12 protein-coding genes and 1 pseudogene are annotated in these 12,926 nt (G+C 62.8%); 6 read left to right on the top strand and 7 right to left on the bottom strand.

The features are described 5' to 3' along the window. Nucleotides 1-333: 333 nt before the first annotated feature. Entirely contained in the window at nucleotides 334-2,682 is a 2,349-nt protein-coding gene (locus I55_RS01125) for a TonB-dependent receptor (protein ID WP_044558585.1), read from the bottom strand. 289 nt (nucleotides 2,683-2,971) lie between these two features. Between I55_RS01125 and soxR the strand changes: the two genes are divergently transcribed. Beyond that, nucleotides 2,972-3,481, top strand: a complete 510-nt coding sequence (soxR, locus tag I55_RS01120; RefSeq protein ID WP_044558584.1) for a redox-sensitive transcriptional activator SoxR — start codon at nucleotides 2,972-2,974, stop codon at nucleotides 3,479-3,481. A 69-nt stretch (nucleotides 3,482-3,550) separates the two neighbouring features. Here soxR and I55_RS33980 read toward each other — a convergent pair whose 3' ends face one another. Further along, the gene (locus I55_RS33980) at nucleotides 3,551-3,811 is read right to left on the bottom strand and encodes a type II toxin-antitoxin system Phd/YefM family antitoxin (protein ID WP_083900743.1); all 261 of its coding nucleotides are present in this window, start codon (nucleotides 3,809-3,811) and stop codon (nucleotides 3,551-3,553) included. A gap of 272 nt (nucleotides 3,812-4,083) precedes the next feature. On the opposite strand from I55_RS33980, the gene I55_RS01115 reads away from it, so the two are divergent. Beyond that, the gene (locus I55_RS01115) at nucleotides 4,084-5,166 is read left to right on the top strand and encodes a S9 family peptidase (protein WP_148293516.1); all 1,083 of its coding nucleotides are present in this window, start codon (nucleotides 4,084-4,086) and stop codon (nucleotides 5,164-5,166) included. On the opposite strand, the gene I55_RS01110 is transcribed toward I55_RS01115, so the two are convergent. Then, the gene (locus I55_RS01110; RefSeq protein ID WP_044558581.1) at nucleotides 5,167-6,141 is read right to left on the bottom strand and encodes a fumarylacetoacetate hydrolase family protein; all 975 of its coding nucleotides are present in this window, start codon (nucleotides 6,139-6,141) and stop codon (nucleotides 5,167-5,169) included. Next, nucleotides 6,141-7,295, bottom strand: a complete 1,155-nt coding sequence (locus I55_RS01105) for a S9 family peptidase (protein ID WP_044558580.1) — start codon at nucleotides 7,293-7,295, stop codon at nucleotides 6,141-6,143. The genes I55_RS01110 and I55_RS01105 overlap by 1 nt, the downstream gene beginning before the upstream one ends. 302 nt (nucleotides 7,296-7,597) lie before the next feature. Here I55_RS01105 and I55_RS33975 point away from each other — a divergent pair, with 302 nt between their 5' ends. The 3 genes and pseudogenes from I55_RS33975 to I55_RS39440 all read left to right on the top strand — a co-directional run bounded on the left by I55_RS33975 (nucleotide 7,598) and on the right by I55_RS39440 (nucleotide 10,183). Beyond that, nucleotides 7,598-8,902 (top strand): ATP/GTP-binding protein, encoded by a 1,305-nt coding sequence (locus I55_RS33975; RefSeq protein WP_083900742.1) that lies wholly within the window; start codon nucleotides 7,598-7,600, stop codon nucleotides 8,900-8,902. Continuing rightward, nucleotides 8,892-9,572, top strand: coding sequence for an RloB family protein (locus tag I55_RS39445; RefSeq protein WP_083900741.1), 681 nt, complete (start codon nucleotides 8,892-8,894; stop codon nucleotides 9,570-9,572). Before I55_RS33975 ends, I55_RS39445 begins: the two co-directional genes overlap by 11 nt. Before the next feature lie 72 nt (nucleotides 9,573-9,644). Then, nucleotides 9,645-10,183: pseudogene (locus tag I55_RS39440) on the top strand (cysteine hydrolase family protein). Between the two features lie 3 nt (nucleotides 10,184-10,186). Here I55_RS39440 and I55_RS01095 read toward each other — a convergent pair. Continuing rightward, nucleotides 10,187-11,236, bottom strand: coding sequence for an aromatic ring-hydroxylating dioxygenase subunit alpha (locus tag I55_RS01095; RefSeq protein ID WP_044558579.1), 1,050 nt, complete (start codon nucleotides 11,234-11,236; stop codon nucleotides 10,187-10,189). A 163-nt stretch (nucleotides 11,237-11,399) separates the two neighbouring features. Here I55_RS01095 and I55_RS01090 point away from each other — a divergent pair, with 163 nt between their 5' ends. After that, nucleotides 11,400-11,999: a TetR/AcrR family transcriptional regulator gene (locus tag I55_RS01090; RefSeq protein ID WP_049973716.1), complete on the top strand. Its 600-nt coding sequence runs from the start codon at nucleotides 11,400-11,402 to the stop codon at nucleotides 11,997-11,999. A 271-nt stretch (nucleotides 12,000-12,270) separates the two neighbouring features. On the opposite strand, the gene I55_RS01085 is transcribed toward I55_RS01090, so the two are convergent. Further along, the gene (locus tag I55_RS01085) at nucleotides 12,271-12,576 is read right to left on the bottom strand and encodes a hypothetical protein (RefSeq protein WP_148293515.1); all 306 of its coding nucleotides are present in this window, start codon (nucleotides 12,574-12,576) and stop codon (nucleotides 12,271-12,273) included. Nucleotides 12,577-12,741: 165 nt separating this feature from the next. Continuing rightward, nucleotides 12,742-12,926: hypothetical protein (locus I55_RS36710; RefSeq protein ID WP_044558577.1), on the bottom strand; the 185-nt coding region annotated here is incomplete at its 5' end.

Here is a 12,926-nt window from a genome sequence, read left to right as displayed (position 1 = left end):
GGGGCTTTCTCCCCGGTATCCGTTCAGGCCAATGGAAAAGACGAGGGCGATCAAACTCTAACTCGGCTCGTTAACAGCCTGCGGTCACTCGATCCGTCCCTCGCCGCTGGGAGAGGGGTGCAGCCCTCTCCCAGCGATTCCATCGTCGCCCGTCGGCACGGAAATTCATAAGACAAGCGGAACGCGATCAGGTGGAATCACCTGATCGTGTAAATCCGCTCTTTCATGAACAGGTTATGAGCGGGATGCGATCACGCGTGATCGCATCCCGCTCTAACGGGGCGCGGGCTACACCGGCATGAGTTACAAACTCATGCCGGTGGTATCCAGCCATCAGAACCCGGCCTTCAGGGTCACGAACACCTGGCGCGGGGCCAGGGGGTAGATGGCGTAGGTGCCGGAGGCCGAGCCGACGGTGATGGTGCTGGCGGCCTTCTTGTCCATCAAGTTGGTGACGTTCACCCCGATGGAGGAGGACTTCACGCCCGGGGCGATGGCGCCCAGGTCGTAGCTGGCCTCCAGGTTGAACTGCCAGTAGGAGGGGACCCACAGGTCGTTGGTGTAGGTCGCGTAGCGCTTGCCGTAGTACTCGCCGCTGACCTTGGCCCCGAAGCGCCGTAGTTGGTGCCTGACGATGAACCGGTTCCACCATTCCGGATCGCCGGGGATCACCTTGCGGGCGGTCAGCACCGTGCTGGTGCCGCTGACATAGTTCTGGTCGTATTCGGAGTGGTTGTAGGACAGGGCGTCGTAGACGGAGAAGTGGTCGCCCAGTTGGACGGTGGCGGCCACGTCCACGCCGTTGGTGGTGACGCTGCCCACGTTCTGCAGGATGCCGACGCCGCCGACGAAGCTGGTCAGGGTGGAGTTCGGGCTGATCAGCAGCTGACGGTTGCTGAAGTCGACATGGTAATAATTGATCTGCCCGCCGATGCCGGTGATGAGGCCCAGATCCACCGCGTGGTCGCCGCGCCAGCCCGCCTCATAGGTCCAGGAGGTTTCCGGGTTGCCGGTGCGCTTGAACAGGTCGAAGGCGGCCTGGCTGCCCAGGCTCCACGGCGAGGCGCCGCCCAGGCCGTAGGTGATGTACTGGCGCACGTTCTTCTGCACGTTGACGAACAGCTGGTCGGTGGGCGTGATGTCCCACAGGGCGCCGACCTGCGGCAGGAAGCCTTCCTTGGTGTCGATCTCACCTTCCGGCAGGTTGACGGTCGTGCCGCTATAGGACCCGGACAGGGGCTGCACCGGCATGGTGCCGTTGGCGAACTGCAGGCTGGACTTGAAGCCCGCCTGCACCTTCACGGTCGGCAGCACCTGCCACTGGTCCTGCAGGTAGGTCTGGACCACGTCGTTGCTGATGTGGCTCTGCACCTGGGTGAACAGCGGATCGGTGGGGACGTCGTAAGGCGTCAGCGGGTTGGTGACCGACAGCTGGTACCAGCGGCGCGAGGTGGTGGTGGCGTTGTGTTCATACCACACGCCGCCCTCGATCTGGTGGTCACCCAGGTCGTAGTTCAGGCTGGACCGGGCACCCTCGCGGTCGATCATGTATTCCGTGGTGCGCACGCCATAGCCGCTGTTGCCCAGGACGGTCTTCAGGTCCGAGGTCGGGTAGTAGACCTTGAACACCGAGCTGGCGCCGCTGATCGGCAGGGCGACGATGCCGCGGCCGTCGTCGTGGTGGTAATAGACCTGGTTCTTCCAGGTGAGATTGTCGCTGAGCTGGTAGTCATAGCTCATGTAGCCCAGATAATCGGTCCGCTGCGCCGCGCTGAAATAGTTGGAATAGTTGGCGCCCAGGGCCGTGGGCGTGTTGCCTTTGCTGTCCACGTAGGTCAGGGCCTTGGCCAGGTCGGGATAAAGGAAGGGCCGGGTGTAGGGCTGGTAGGCCTGCGTGGCGCTGACCGAGGTCGCGTCCTCGTTGGGTTCGGTCTTGTCCGACCAGTCGAAGAAGGCCTTGAAGGTGCCCTTGTCGCCGGCGTGCACGAACTTGCCGTTGACCTGGTAGCCGCCCTGCTGGCCGTTGAAATCCCAGGCCTTCGAGTCCTGGCGCACGAAGGAGACATAGCCGCTGTTGCCGCCGTCCAACAGGCCGGTGTCGATGCGGGCGAAGGTGCGGAAGGTGTCGTAGCTGCCGAACACCTGCTCCACCTGGGCGCCGGCGTCCGCCTTGGGATCGTCGGAAAACACGGCCAGCGTGCCGCCCAGGTTGCTGGTGGACGCGGTGCCCAGGTCACCGGCGCCGGACGCCAGGCTGATGCGGCCGATGTTCTCGCTGATGATGGCGCGCTGCGGCGACAGGCCATTGTAGTTGCCGTAGGACTGGTCGCCCAGGGGCACGCCGTCCAGGGTGTAGCCCAGCTGCTGCGCGTTGAAGCCGTGGATGTAGAGGGAGGAGTTCTGCTCGTTGTTGCCCCACGGGTCGGCGTTCTGGAAGATGACGCCGGGCAGCATGTTGATGGCCTTCACCGCGTTCACGCCGGGCATGATGGCCTGGATCTCGCGGGTCGGCAGTTCGATCTCCGACGCCGACCGGCGGGAGGAGGTGACAATGACCTCCTGCATCACGTCCGCGTCGGCGGCGGCATCGGCGGCCGGCGCCTGCTGCGCCGCGGCGGGAACGGACAGGCCGGCCAGCAGCGCCAGCGCCGCGGCCGACCCCAACAGATGACGGATTTGCATTTCTTTCCCCAGGGTTATGAAATTGCTGGGGTAATAGCCACGCTACCGCAGTGCGGCAAATTAAGATTTCATTTCAATGCGGCCGCAAATCATTGCCGTAATATGTAATTTTTACTTACAACGAATGATTTGTGCCCGCAGGGACTATGCCTTAAGGGCATTGTATTATGTCCTCGGTGCAGGGGCTGATTGCCGCAGCTGCGAAGGTTGGGGCGTTGCCAGGCCGTCTTGCCGGCCTTCGCGCCGCAGCCTATAAAACCTCATTCAATATTCAGGTTCAGGTGCGCCCATGCCCGGTCCCGTGAAGGTGAAGCGCGAGCTTTCGGTGGGGGAGGTGGCGAAGCGCGCCGGCGTCGCCGTTTCCACCCTGCATTTCTATGAGGCCAAGGGCCTGATCACCGGCAATCGCAGCAGCGGCAACCAGCGCCGCTACCCGCGCGAAATTCTGCGGCGCATCGCCATCATCCGCGTGGCCCAGCGCGCCGGCATCTCGCTGGCCGACATCCGCGCCGCCCTGGAAACGGTGCCGGAGGGCCGCACCCCCACCCAGGCCGACTGGCGCCGTCTGTCCACCAATTGGCGGGACTCGCTGCAACAGCGCATCGACAGCCTGACGCAACTGCGCGACCAGCTGGAAAGCTGCATCGGCTGCGGCTGCCTGTCGATGGCCGAGTGCCCCCTGCGCAACCCGCAGGATCGCCTGGGCGCCGACGGCCCCGGCCCGGTGCTGCTGCAGCCGGTGGCCAAGGATGGGGCGATGGGGGAGGGCGACCAGCCGGGAGGTTTCAAGGGAGCATAAGCGGGACGCCGCTTGTCAGGGTGGCTTGATGCACCTCAGGCCCGCAAAACGTCCCGATGACGCAGAGAGTCATCGACGCCCCTCGCGTCTATAGTCATCCAGCTCGGCCGCCGTGAAGGGGGGATGGTTCCTGGCTGCGATTGAACGGCGCAAAGCCGTCAGCGCCGTTGCCGCCGCTTTCGCCGAGGCAATGTCCTTGCCCCCATTGATGGGGCTGAGTTTGGCGACAGGCCGGCCATGGCGCGTGATGGTCACTTCCTCACCCGCTTCGACTTTGTCGAGCAGGGCGGCCAAATGGGTTTTGGCTTCAGATGCGCCAACGGTGGACATGGCGGCCTCATACCAATGGCATTTGATCGTGACCGCTCAAATGCCCCTCAATCGCCGGGCGGCCACATCCGTGGCCTTGGCTTCCTCGCTGCGCCCTGCGGTGCTCGCTCCGGCGGACGCAGTCGCGTCCTACAGCGGCACGAGTCATAATCTCGTGCCGCTGGTATCACACTGGTCGGAAACTAGATTAAATCCCGCCCCCCCATTTGTCCCCGGAAACTTTCCGCCCCCACTTCCGTACATCACCGTGCAACCTGGGTTGGGAGGAATGAATGGCGGCGGGGCGTGTGGCGCGGCGGGTCGCGCAAGGGATGGTGCTGGCGGCCCTGGTGCCCCTGTGCGGTTGCTTCTTCGCGGCGCGCCAGGGGGTGAAGGCGCTGCGGGGGGACAAGCATGCGGCGGCGCCGGCAGCCTGCGATGGTTCGGTGCTGCCGCCGGGCCTGCCGGCCGGGGCCGACGGGCCCTACGCCATGGTCCAGCATCCGGTGCCCGATCCCGCCATGGCCGGGCAGGACCTTCTGGTCTTCCTGCCGGAGCATGCGCCCGGCCCCAGCCCGGTGATCTTCCTGGCCCACGGCTTCGGACCCAACCGTTGGCCCAGCTATGAGGGCCTGATCCGCCACATGGTCAGCCGGGGGGCCGTCGTCGTCTATGCCCCCTATCCCGCCTTTGGCGCCACGCACGACCAGCGCTACGACGCCCTGTGGGGTGGGTTCAAGGCGGCGGTGGCGGCGGAGGGCCGGGCCATGGACCTCACCCGCGTGGGCATCGTCGGCCATTCCTATGGCGGCGGCGCGGTGCCCTTCCTGGCGGCCCGCGTCTTCGGGGAGCAGGGCTGGGGCGGGCGGGGCGCCTTCACCCTGGCGCTGGCGCCCTGGTACAGCTATCGCACCGGCGATGCCGACATGGCCCGCCTGCCGCCCCATGTCCTCCAGGGCTGGCAGGTCTATGACGGCGACACCATGAACGACCAGCGCATGGCGGTGGATCTGTACCGCCATGCGCCCCCGGCGGGCGGGCGCCACTTCTTCCAGGCCGCGTCCGGCACCTTGACCTGGCCGCAGGGTCCCGCCGACGGCTGTCCGCTGGTGGCGGATCACCGCACGCCGGGGCTGGGCGACGGTGTGCTGATGAAGCGCCTGGCCGTCTATCCGGTGGTGGACGCCCTGGCCGACCAGGCCTTCGTGCCCAGCGCCGACACGGCGGCCAAGCTGGCGGCCCTGGGGCAGGCGGGTGCCGGCGGCTACCACCCCCTGGTGCGGGAGGCGGCGCCCACCGCCGCCAAGCCGCAGGACGCCTATGTCTTCCCCTGGACGCACCCTCAGAACCCCCGCCAGGGCGAGGGCGCGCCCTGATCAGCGGGCGACCGGCACCACCTTCTGGTCGATGGCGCCGAAGACGCTTGAACCGTCGGCCAGCCTCACCTCCATGCGCACGGTGTCGCCGTGGCGCATGAAGGGTGTGCGGGGCTGCCCCTCATCCAGGATCTCGATGCCCCGCCGCTCGGCGATGCAACTGGACCCCACGGTGCGGTAGGTCTCGTTGGACACGGTGCCGGAGCCGATGATGGTGCCGGCGCACAGGTCGCGGGTGCGGGCGGCGTGGGCGATCAGCTCATGGAAGCCGAAGGCCATGGCGCCGCCCTCGGCCGCCCCGAAGCGGGCGCCGTTGAACCACACGTCCAGCGGCCGGTGCACCCGGCCGTCCCGCCAGGCGTCGCCCAGCTCATCCGGCGTCACCGCCACCGGGGCCACGCTGCACGGCGGCTTGGCCTGCACCCAGCCGAAGCCGGTCTTCATCTCGCGCGGCGCCAGGACGCGCAGGGACCAGTCGTTGATCTGCACCACCAGGCGCACATGGGCCAGGGCCTCGTCCGCCGTCACACCCAGCGGCACCGCCCCGGTGATGACGCCGAACTCCCCCTCGAAATCGATGCCGTCGGCCTCAGACGGCAGGGCCACGTCCTGGGTCGCCGCCAGGAAGCGGTCGGAGATGCCCTGGTACATCAGGGGCTCCGCCCCCTGGACGTTGTCGATCTTGAACACCTTGGCCATCAGCTCGCCATGGCTGAGGTAGGCGGAGCCGTCCAGCCACTGCCAGGCGCGGGGCAGGGGGGCCAGGGCCTGGCCGGCGTCGAAGGGGAAGGTGTCGCGGCCGATATTCACCGCGTCATACAGCGCCTGCAGCGCCGGGGCGACCGCGTCCCAGCGCTCGATGGCGTCCTGCAGGGTGGCGGCGATGCCGTCGGCGTAAGCGGCGCGGCGCAGATCACGGGACACGACGGCCAGGCGGCCGTCACGGGTGCCGTTGGGAAGCGTGGAGAGTTTCATCAGCCCACCTGCCCGCCAAACGTCTCGGCGATCCAGTCGGCGATGTAGTCGCGGCCGAAGGACATGTTGTCCACGCCCACATGCTCGATGCCGCCTTCGCGCGGGGTGAAGATTTTCAGCTCGCGCTTGGGGCTGTTGACCAGCTGGTCATAGGTCTGGTGGGCGTAGTCCAGGCTGATCTGCCGATCGTTCTGGCCGTGGGTGACCAGGAAGGGCACGGTGATCTTCTCCACCACGCCGTTCAGGTTCATGCCCGCCGCCTTGGCGAAGAAGTCGTCCATGTCGGTGGCACCGAACACCCAGCTGACATGCGCCCAATAGTGCGGCACCGGGTTCTCGCCCTCGCGCGCCAAGCGCTTCTGCTGCACCTCGGCCCAGTTGTGGTTGGCGCCCCAGACGACGCCCAAGGCGAAGCGCGGCTCGAACGCCACGGCGCGCGGGGTGAAGTAACCGCCCAGGGAGATGCCGGTGATGCCGATGCGCTTGGGGTCGACGTCGGGCTGGGTCTCCAGCCAGTCCACCACCTTGGATGCCCATTCCTCCGACTTGTAGGTGGCCGGCAGGTTATGCAGGCGCAGGGCCTCGCCGCTGCCCGGCTGGTCGATGCACAGGGTGGAGACGCCCCGGCGCAACAGCGCCTCCGGCAGGCGGGACCAGTACAGCAGTTCCTTGCAGCTATCCAGGCCGTTGACGTAGACGACCACGGGCTTGGGCCCCGGGCCCGGCGCCCGGGTGAACAGGGCGGGGATGATGCCGCCCTGGTAGGGGATCTCGATACGCTCCGCGTTTTCCCGGCCCAGGGCCATGGCGCGGCGGAAGCTGGCTTGCGCCTTGGCGTAGGTGTCGCCCCGGCCGGGATGGCCGTGGCCCTGCATGCGCTCCGCCGTTGTGTAATAGAGCGAGGCGCGCTGCAGCTTGGTCCCGGCGGAGAAGTTGCGGCCCCGGGCCTCGTCCTCGTCCGCCAGCTCAACCAGCTTGTCGGCCATGGCCACCCAGTGCTTCAGGAACTCCCCCGTTCCGGCGTCCTCCCCCCGCGCCGCGGCGTCGCGCAGCGGCCGGCACATCTCATCGATCTCACCGATCTGGGCGCCGGACTCGATGGCGATGTCCACCGACAGGTTCCAGACGTAATTCTTGGGGAAGTATTCGAACATGGGGTCTCATGGCCTCTGGTCTCGATGGGCACCAGGCCTGGGACGGGGCGGGACGATGCAGGGGGAAAGGCGCCGGCGCTCGGGGCCGTCCGCCACGGGGCCCGTTCGCTCCCGTCATTTCCTCCCGCCGCCCGCCGGCCACCCCTGGGCGCCAGCGTACGCAACGGTCCCACCCTGGCGCGGGGGCAGGCATTTGGGAAATCGAGAGATGCGATGAGAGGCTAACGGTTTGGCGGATAGTTTTCTAACGCTGAGCATGGAAAGTATTTTAAAGGGGTATTTTTGCGTGGAATGTGCAAAATATGGCCGTTAACACCGGTCAGCTTGGGGGTAGCATGCTAATTGAGTTTTCCGTATCCAATTACCGGTCGGTTTCATCCACTCAAGCTATTTCGATGGCTGCGGGGAGTTCCTCGGATGTTCGCAGACACTATAGCTTTGAGACGGGGCACAGAACGGTTCCCTATGTGCTTAAGGCGGTTGGGATTTACGGGGCAAACGGTACCGGAAAATCGAACATCATAAGTGCATTTCATTTTATGCGCCGATTTATCATCGGGTCCGCAAAAGAATTACAGAGCGGTGATTTAATTGACGTTAATAATTTTGCCTTTGACGTTGATGGTGAAGACGGAAAGAGTCATTTTGAAATTGTTTTCCTGTCTTCTGGAAACAGATATCAATACGGATTTGTTGTAGATAAAAATAAAGTTTGGGAGGAATGGCTTTATGTTTCTCCTAATGAGGGGAGGGTGCAGAGATGGTTTGAGCGTCTGTATAATGAGTCAATAGATGATTATGAATGGTATATAAACCAGAATATAAAGGGTCAAAAAGAGATATGGAAGGCATCTACCAGGAAAAATGCGTTGTTTCTATCGACTGCGGTCCAATTAAATGCGGATTACTTTAATGATGCATTTGATTGGTTCAAGATAAAACTGAGAGTGCTGCAGCATTTCATTGATATGACCCCCCACACGGCGAGGCGGTGCCGTTCTCCTGAGTTTTCTAAAAAAGTCGTTCGATTCTTGAACGAAATCGATATCGACGTCCAAGAAATTCGGGTTGATGAAAAGGATTTTCCCGAATCGTCTCTTTCCATTTTCGTGGAAAGTTTCAAAGAAAACTTGAGGAAATTCACAAATAGTAAGATGTCTGACGTTTTTTTTGGTAGGAAAAACAAGACTGGGAAAATGGTTTATTTGCCTTTAAGTGAGGAGTCTGACGGAACTCAAAGAATATTTTCTCTTGCATCGGCAATTATTGAGACTCTTGAAAACGGATATGTTCTCATCATCGATGAGCCAAGCAATAATCTTCATTCTTTGGCTTTCCAGCATCTCATTTCGCTTTTTTATCGATCTGATATGAACCGTGGTCTTGGTCAAATACTGTTCACTTCTCATGAGGCGGGCATAATGATTCATCGCCTATTACACCACGATCAGATTTATCTTACGGAGAAAGATGAAAATTTTGCTACTCAGATCTATCCTTTATCTTCATTTAAAATACGAAAAAACGACGCTATACATAAATCATACCTAGCGGGAAGATACGGGGGTATTCCGCATATTAGGGGTGTGGAGGAATATGAGGAATAACGGGCATCTCTTCCTAAGAAGACCGAAGCAACAAAAGGAGCTTTCAAGGGTATCGCCATCGAGGGAGCCTCTTAGTCGAATACTCATAGTTTGCGAAGGTTCAAAGACAGAACCGAATTATTTTAATGCTCTGGCTAAATTACATCGAGCTCGTAACGTAAAAGTAAAGGGTTCAGGCGATGTCTTTGGGACAGATCCATGTAACGTACTCAGTTTAGCACTTGAATATGCTAAACACGATGGGCCATACGATCATATATATTGTGTGTTTGATAGGGAGGGAACGGAGGAACGAAAAAAGAACTTGGAGACGGCGTGTTCTAAGATCGATGGTATAGGGCGCCGGAAACGCGGGACAATTAAAATAACAGCGATTAAGTCAAATCCATGCTTCGAATACTGGGTTCTTTTACATTTTGAGTTTACGACGAAGCCGTTCGTCGCGGAGAAAGGGCGATCCTGTTGTGATGCCTTGGTGTCCAAGATTAAGGAGCATATACCTGAATATAATAAAGGGAAAATTGATTTAATGTCGCAATTGGTAAATAATGCGGAGGTTGCCATTCAGAGATCTGAAGAATCTTTGTCATTATCTCGTGGAGATGGATCTGAAAATCCGAGTACATATGTTCATTTGGTGGCTAAGAAGATCATGTCAATGGCTGGATAATGGCTCTTCATCCGGCTTTAGCCTCTAAGAATTCTTCGAGACTTATATTTTCATTTTCCTGAATGACCTTCTATGAGCCAAGCTCTCCAAACCGTCCTTCTCGTCATCGACGTCCAACTGGGCATCGTCGGCGGCGCCTACCGCGAGGTGGAGGTGCTGGCGGTGATATCCGATCTGATCGCCCGCGCCCGCGCGGCCAGCACGCCGGTAGTCTATCTGCAGCATTGCGAGGAGCAGTGGCCGCCGTTGGCTAAGGGCGGGGAGGGCTGGGCCATCCATCCGGCGGTGGCGCCCTGGCCGGTGAGACCATCGTGGAGAAGCGGGCAGCGGATGGGTTCTACCGCAACGACCTGGCGGCGGTGCTGGAGCGGTTGGGCGCGCGGCACCCGGTTATCTGCGGCTTGCAGACGGAGATCTGCGTGGACAGCACGGCGCGGGCCGCTCTGTCGCGGGACTATGCCGTGACCGTGGCGGCGGATGCCCACACGACGGAGGATGGGCCGACGCCGCCGGCCGTGGTGGTGGCCCACCACAACTGGGCGCTGGCCAACGTCGCCCATCCCGACCGCCGCATCCAGGTGGTGCCAGCGGCCGGGATCAGCTTCCCTTGACGCTCAGGCCGCCACTGTCGCGGTCGCCGCTTCCTCTTTCAGCATCCGGTCCATGACGCGGCGGGCGCGCACCGCGCCGCCGTCGCCGGCCAGCAGGATGGGCTTCAGCGCCCAGAAGTCGCTGTCGCCCATGGACTGCTGCTGCGCCTCCAGCATGGGCAGGTCCTCGGTGGCGAAGGGGATGGACAGGCCCTCGATATGCTCCTCCGCCATCGCCTTGCCCATCTCCCCCATCGCCTGGGGGAAGCTGATGGCGAACCAGTAGTGGGTGGTGGTTTCCGTCTCCGGCGTGAACAGATGGATGGTCGGCGTCTCCCGCCCCTCTTCGCGCGGGCGGCCGGTGGCGGTGGCGCCGGCCAGCAGCAGCATGTTGGACGGCGCCGTCCAGCGCACGTCCAGCCAGCGGTCCACCAGCTGCCCCGGCGGCACGCCCATGGCCTGTTCCAGATAGGGGGTCAGCCGCTCGGCCCTGGTCACGCGCTTGGACCACACCACGTCGCCGTCCTGCGCCACGTCCAGGGCGGCGCGCTTCACCGCGTCGCTGCCCAGCGTGCCGGCATGCAGGTATTCGATGTGGCTGAGGTCCATGATGTTGTCGGTTTCCAGCTGATAGTTCGCCTTCACGTGCAGGTAGCGCTTGCCCACGTGGAAGGCCGTTTTGTCCATGCAGCTGAAATCCGTGATCAGGGCGGGATCGGCCAGGGCGCTGTCGCCCATCCAGATCCAGACGGCGCTGTGCCGCTCCACCACCGGGTAGGAGGTCACCTTGGCCGCCTTGGGGATGGTGCCGTCGCCGTGCGGGTTCAGCACGCAGGCGCCCCGCCCGTCGAAGGCCAGGCCGTGATAGGCGCAGTGCACCGCCCCGTCCTTGAGCGTGCCCCGGTGCAGGGGCGCGAAGCGGTGGGGGCAGCGGTCGGCGATGGCGCGCACCGTGCCATCCGCGTCGCGGAACAGCAGCACCGCTTGGCCCAGCAGGCGGCGGTTCAGCATCCGCCCCGGCGCCACCTCGTCATCCCAGGCGGCCACGTACCAAATGTTCTTCAGGAACGCCATGATGCCCCTCCCCAGGCGCCTCATGTCCAGGCGGGAACGTCCGGCGCCGGTTTCTTGTTCTGATCCGCGGGGTGAAGGCCGCCAGGCCTTCCATCGCCGCCGATGGTGACGGTAGATATGAATGTGACGTGCGTCAACATCTAAGTAACAGGTGTCAACATTGATGGATCAGCCCGAGAAGCCGCCCTATCACCACGGCGCCTTGCGCCAGGCGCTGGTGGCCGCCGCCCTGGAAACGGTGGAGCGCATGGGGCATGAGGCCCTGTCCTTCCGCGACCTGACGGAGGCCGTGGGCGTCAGCCGCACCGCCCCCTACCGCCACTTCGCCGACCGCGACGCCCTGCTGGCCGCCGTGGCAGTGGAGGGGTACAGCGCCCTGATGGCGGCGCACCATGAGATGACGCGGACGGAGGCCGATCCCCAGGCGCGATGGCGGGCCACGGCGCGCGGCTTCCTGGACTTCGCCCGCAGCCGGCCGGAACTGTTCCGCCTGATGTATGAGACGCGGCTGGCCGCCGACCTGGAGCCCCACCCCGACCTGGCCCAGGCGGTGCGCACCGTCTACGACATGACCCTGTCGGCCCTGCGCGCCGCCCACCCCGACCTGTCGCCGGTGGCGGCGGAGGGGCGTATGGTGGTGGCATGGTCCACGCTCTATGGCTACGCCAAGATCCGCAACAGCGGCCAGTTGCAGGGCTTCATGCGCAGCCTGCTGAGCGAGCAGGCCATCGAGGATGAGGTGGTGGCGGCCATCGCCGGTTAGGGACGAATGCCAAGGTCATGAAGCGCCAGTTCATGACCTTGTAGGCCCCGACGGGGGCCGCCGGAGATTTTGGACTGCTGAAGCAGTCCTGAATCGAGGACAAGCCAAGCCAGCGGATGCTGGCGCCCGGCGCCTGAGGGGATGAAAAAGAGGCCGCCGGCGGGAAGTCCGGCGGCCCCAAGGAACCTTCCAGGGGGCCAACCCGAGGAAGGGAACTGAAAACGCCTGCCTCCACACGAATGTTACGCGCGGGGGCGGGTGGTTCCTGTCGTCAGAAATCGTACTTCAGGCGCACGTAGTAATAGCCGCCGTCGTAACCGTAGGGGCTGCTGAAGGAATATTGCTGGCCCACGCCATAGGTCCAGAACTCCGACATGATCTTGACGGTGTATTCATCGCCCACGTTGTGTCCACCGATAATGGCGGTCAGGTCTTCCATCACCGGGTGAGAAACCTTGGCGTCGAAGATACAAGCGAGGTCGAAGTTCTTCCCCAGACACAAGGTGCCGCAGATGCAGACGTTGTCATCCCACGCGTCGAAATAGTTGACGCGGCCCAGGATGCTGAACTTGCCCACGTACCCCACGCCACTCAGGGTGAAACGATAGTACGAGCTTTCATTCAGCAGATCCTAGATCTCGCCCAAGCCTAGGACTCCGGCGTCGGATTTCCGCCACACGGCGTGGCGGATGATCATCGCCTCCATGGCGTGCAATTCACCTGCTTCGACCAGGTCGAAGGTCTAGCCGGCGACGATGTCCACGCATAAAGTGCGGGTTTCGAAGCCATTGGCGATGTAGTTCACGCGGCCGCCGACAACCACCATCGCCAGCGCCCTCTGAGCCACTACGTCAGCCGCGGTCACCGTGAAGCTGCTCAAGACGACTATGCGGTCATCCACCTGGATGTTGTCGTACTCGACGGTCA

The sequence above is a fragment of the Azospirillum sp. B4 genome, from assembly GCF_000333275.1.
Taxonomy (GTDB): Bacteria; Pseudomonadota; Alphaproteobacteria; order Azospirillales; family Azospirillaceae; genus Nitrospirillum.
Note: the sequence above shows the minus strand (reverse complement) of the source record. Positions and strands in the feature narration are given on the sequence as shown.

Coding starts and splice junctions, on each gene's coding strand:
- I55_RS01125 (WP_044558585.1), bottom strand. CDS start 2,682: ATGCAAATCCGTCATCTGTTGGGGTCGGCCGCGGCGCTGGCGCTGCTG.
- soxR (WP_044558584.1), top strand. CDS start 2,972: ATGCCCGGTCCCGTGAAGGTGAAGCGCGAGCTTTCGGTGGGGGAGGTG.
- I55_RS33980 (WP_083900743.1), bottom strand. CDS start 3,811: ATGTCCACCGTTGGCGCATCTGAAGCCAAAACCCATTTGGCCGCCCTG.
- I55_RS01115 (WP_148293516.1), top strand. CDS start 4,084: ATGGCGGCGGGGCGTGTGGCGCGGCGGGTCGCGCAAGGGATGGTGCTG.
- I55_RS01110 (WP_044558581.1), bottom strand. CDS start 6,141: ATGAAACTCTCCACGCTTCCCAACGGCACCCGTGACGGCCGCCTGGCC.
- I55_RS01105 (WP_044558580.1), bottom strand. CDS start 7,295: ATGTTCGAATACTTCCCCAAGAATTACGTCTGGAACCTGTCGGTGGAC.
- I55_RS33975 (WP_083900742.1), top strand. CDS start 7,598: ATGGCCGTTAACACCGGTCAGCTTGGGGGTAGCATGCTAATTGAGTTT.
- I55_RS39445 (WP_083900741.1), top strand. CDS start 8,892: ATGAGGAATAACGGGCATCTCTTCCTAAGAAGACCGAAGCAACAAAAG.
- I55_RS01095 (WP_044558579.1), bottom strand. CDS start 11,236: ATGGCGTTCCTGAAGAACATTTGGTACGTGGCCGCCTGGGATGACGAG.
- I55_RS01090 (WP_049973716.1), top strand. CDS start 11,400: ATGGATCAGCCCGAGAAGCCGCCCTATCACCACGGCGCCTTGCGCCAG.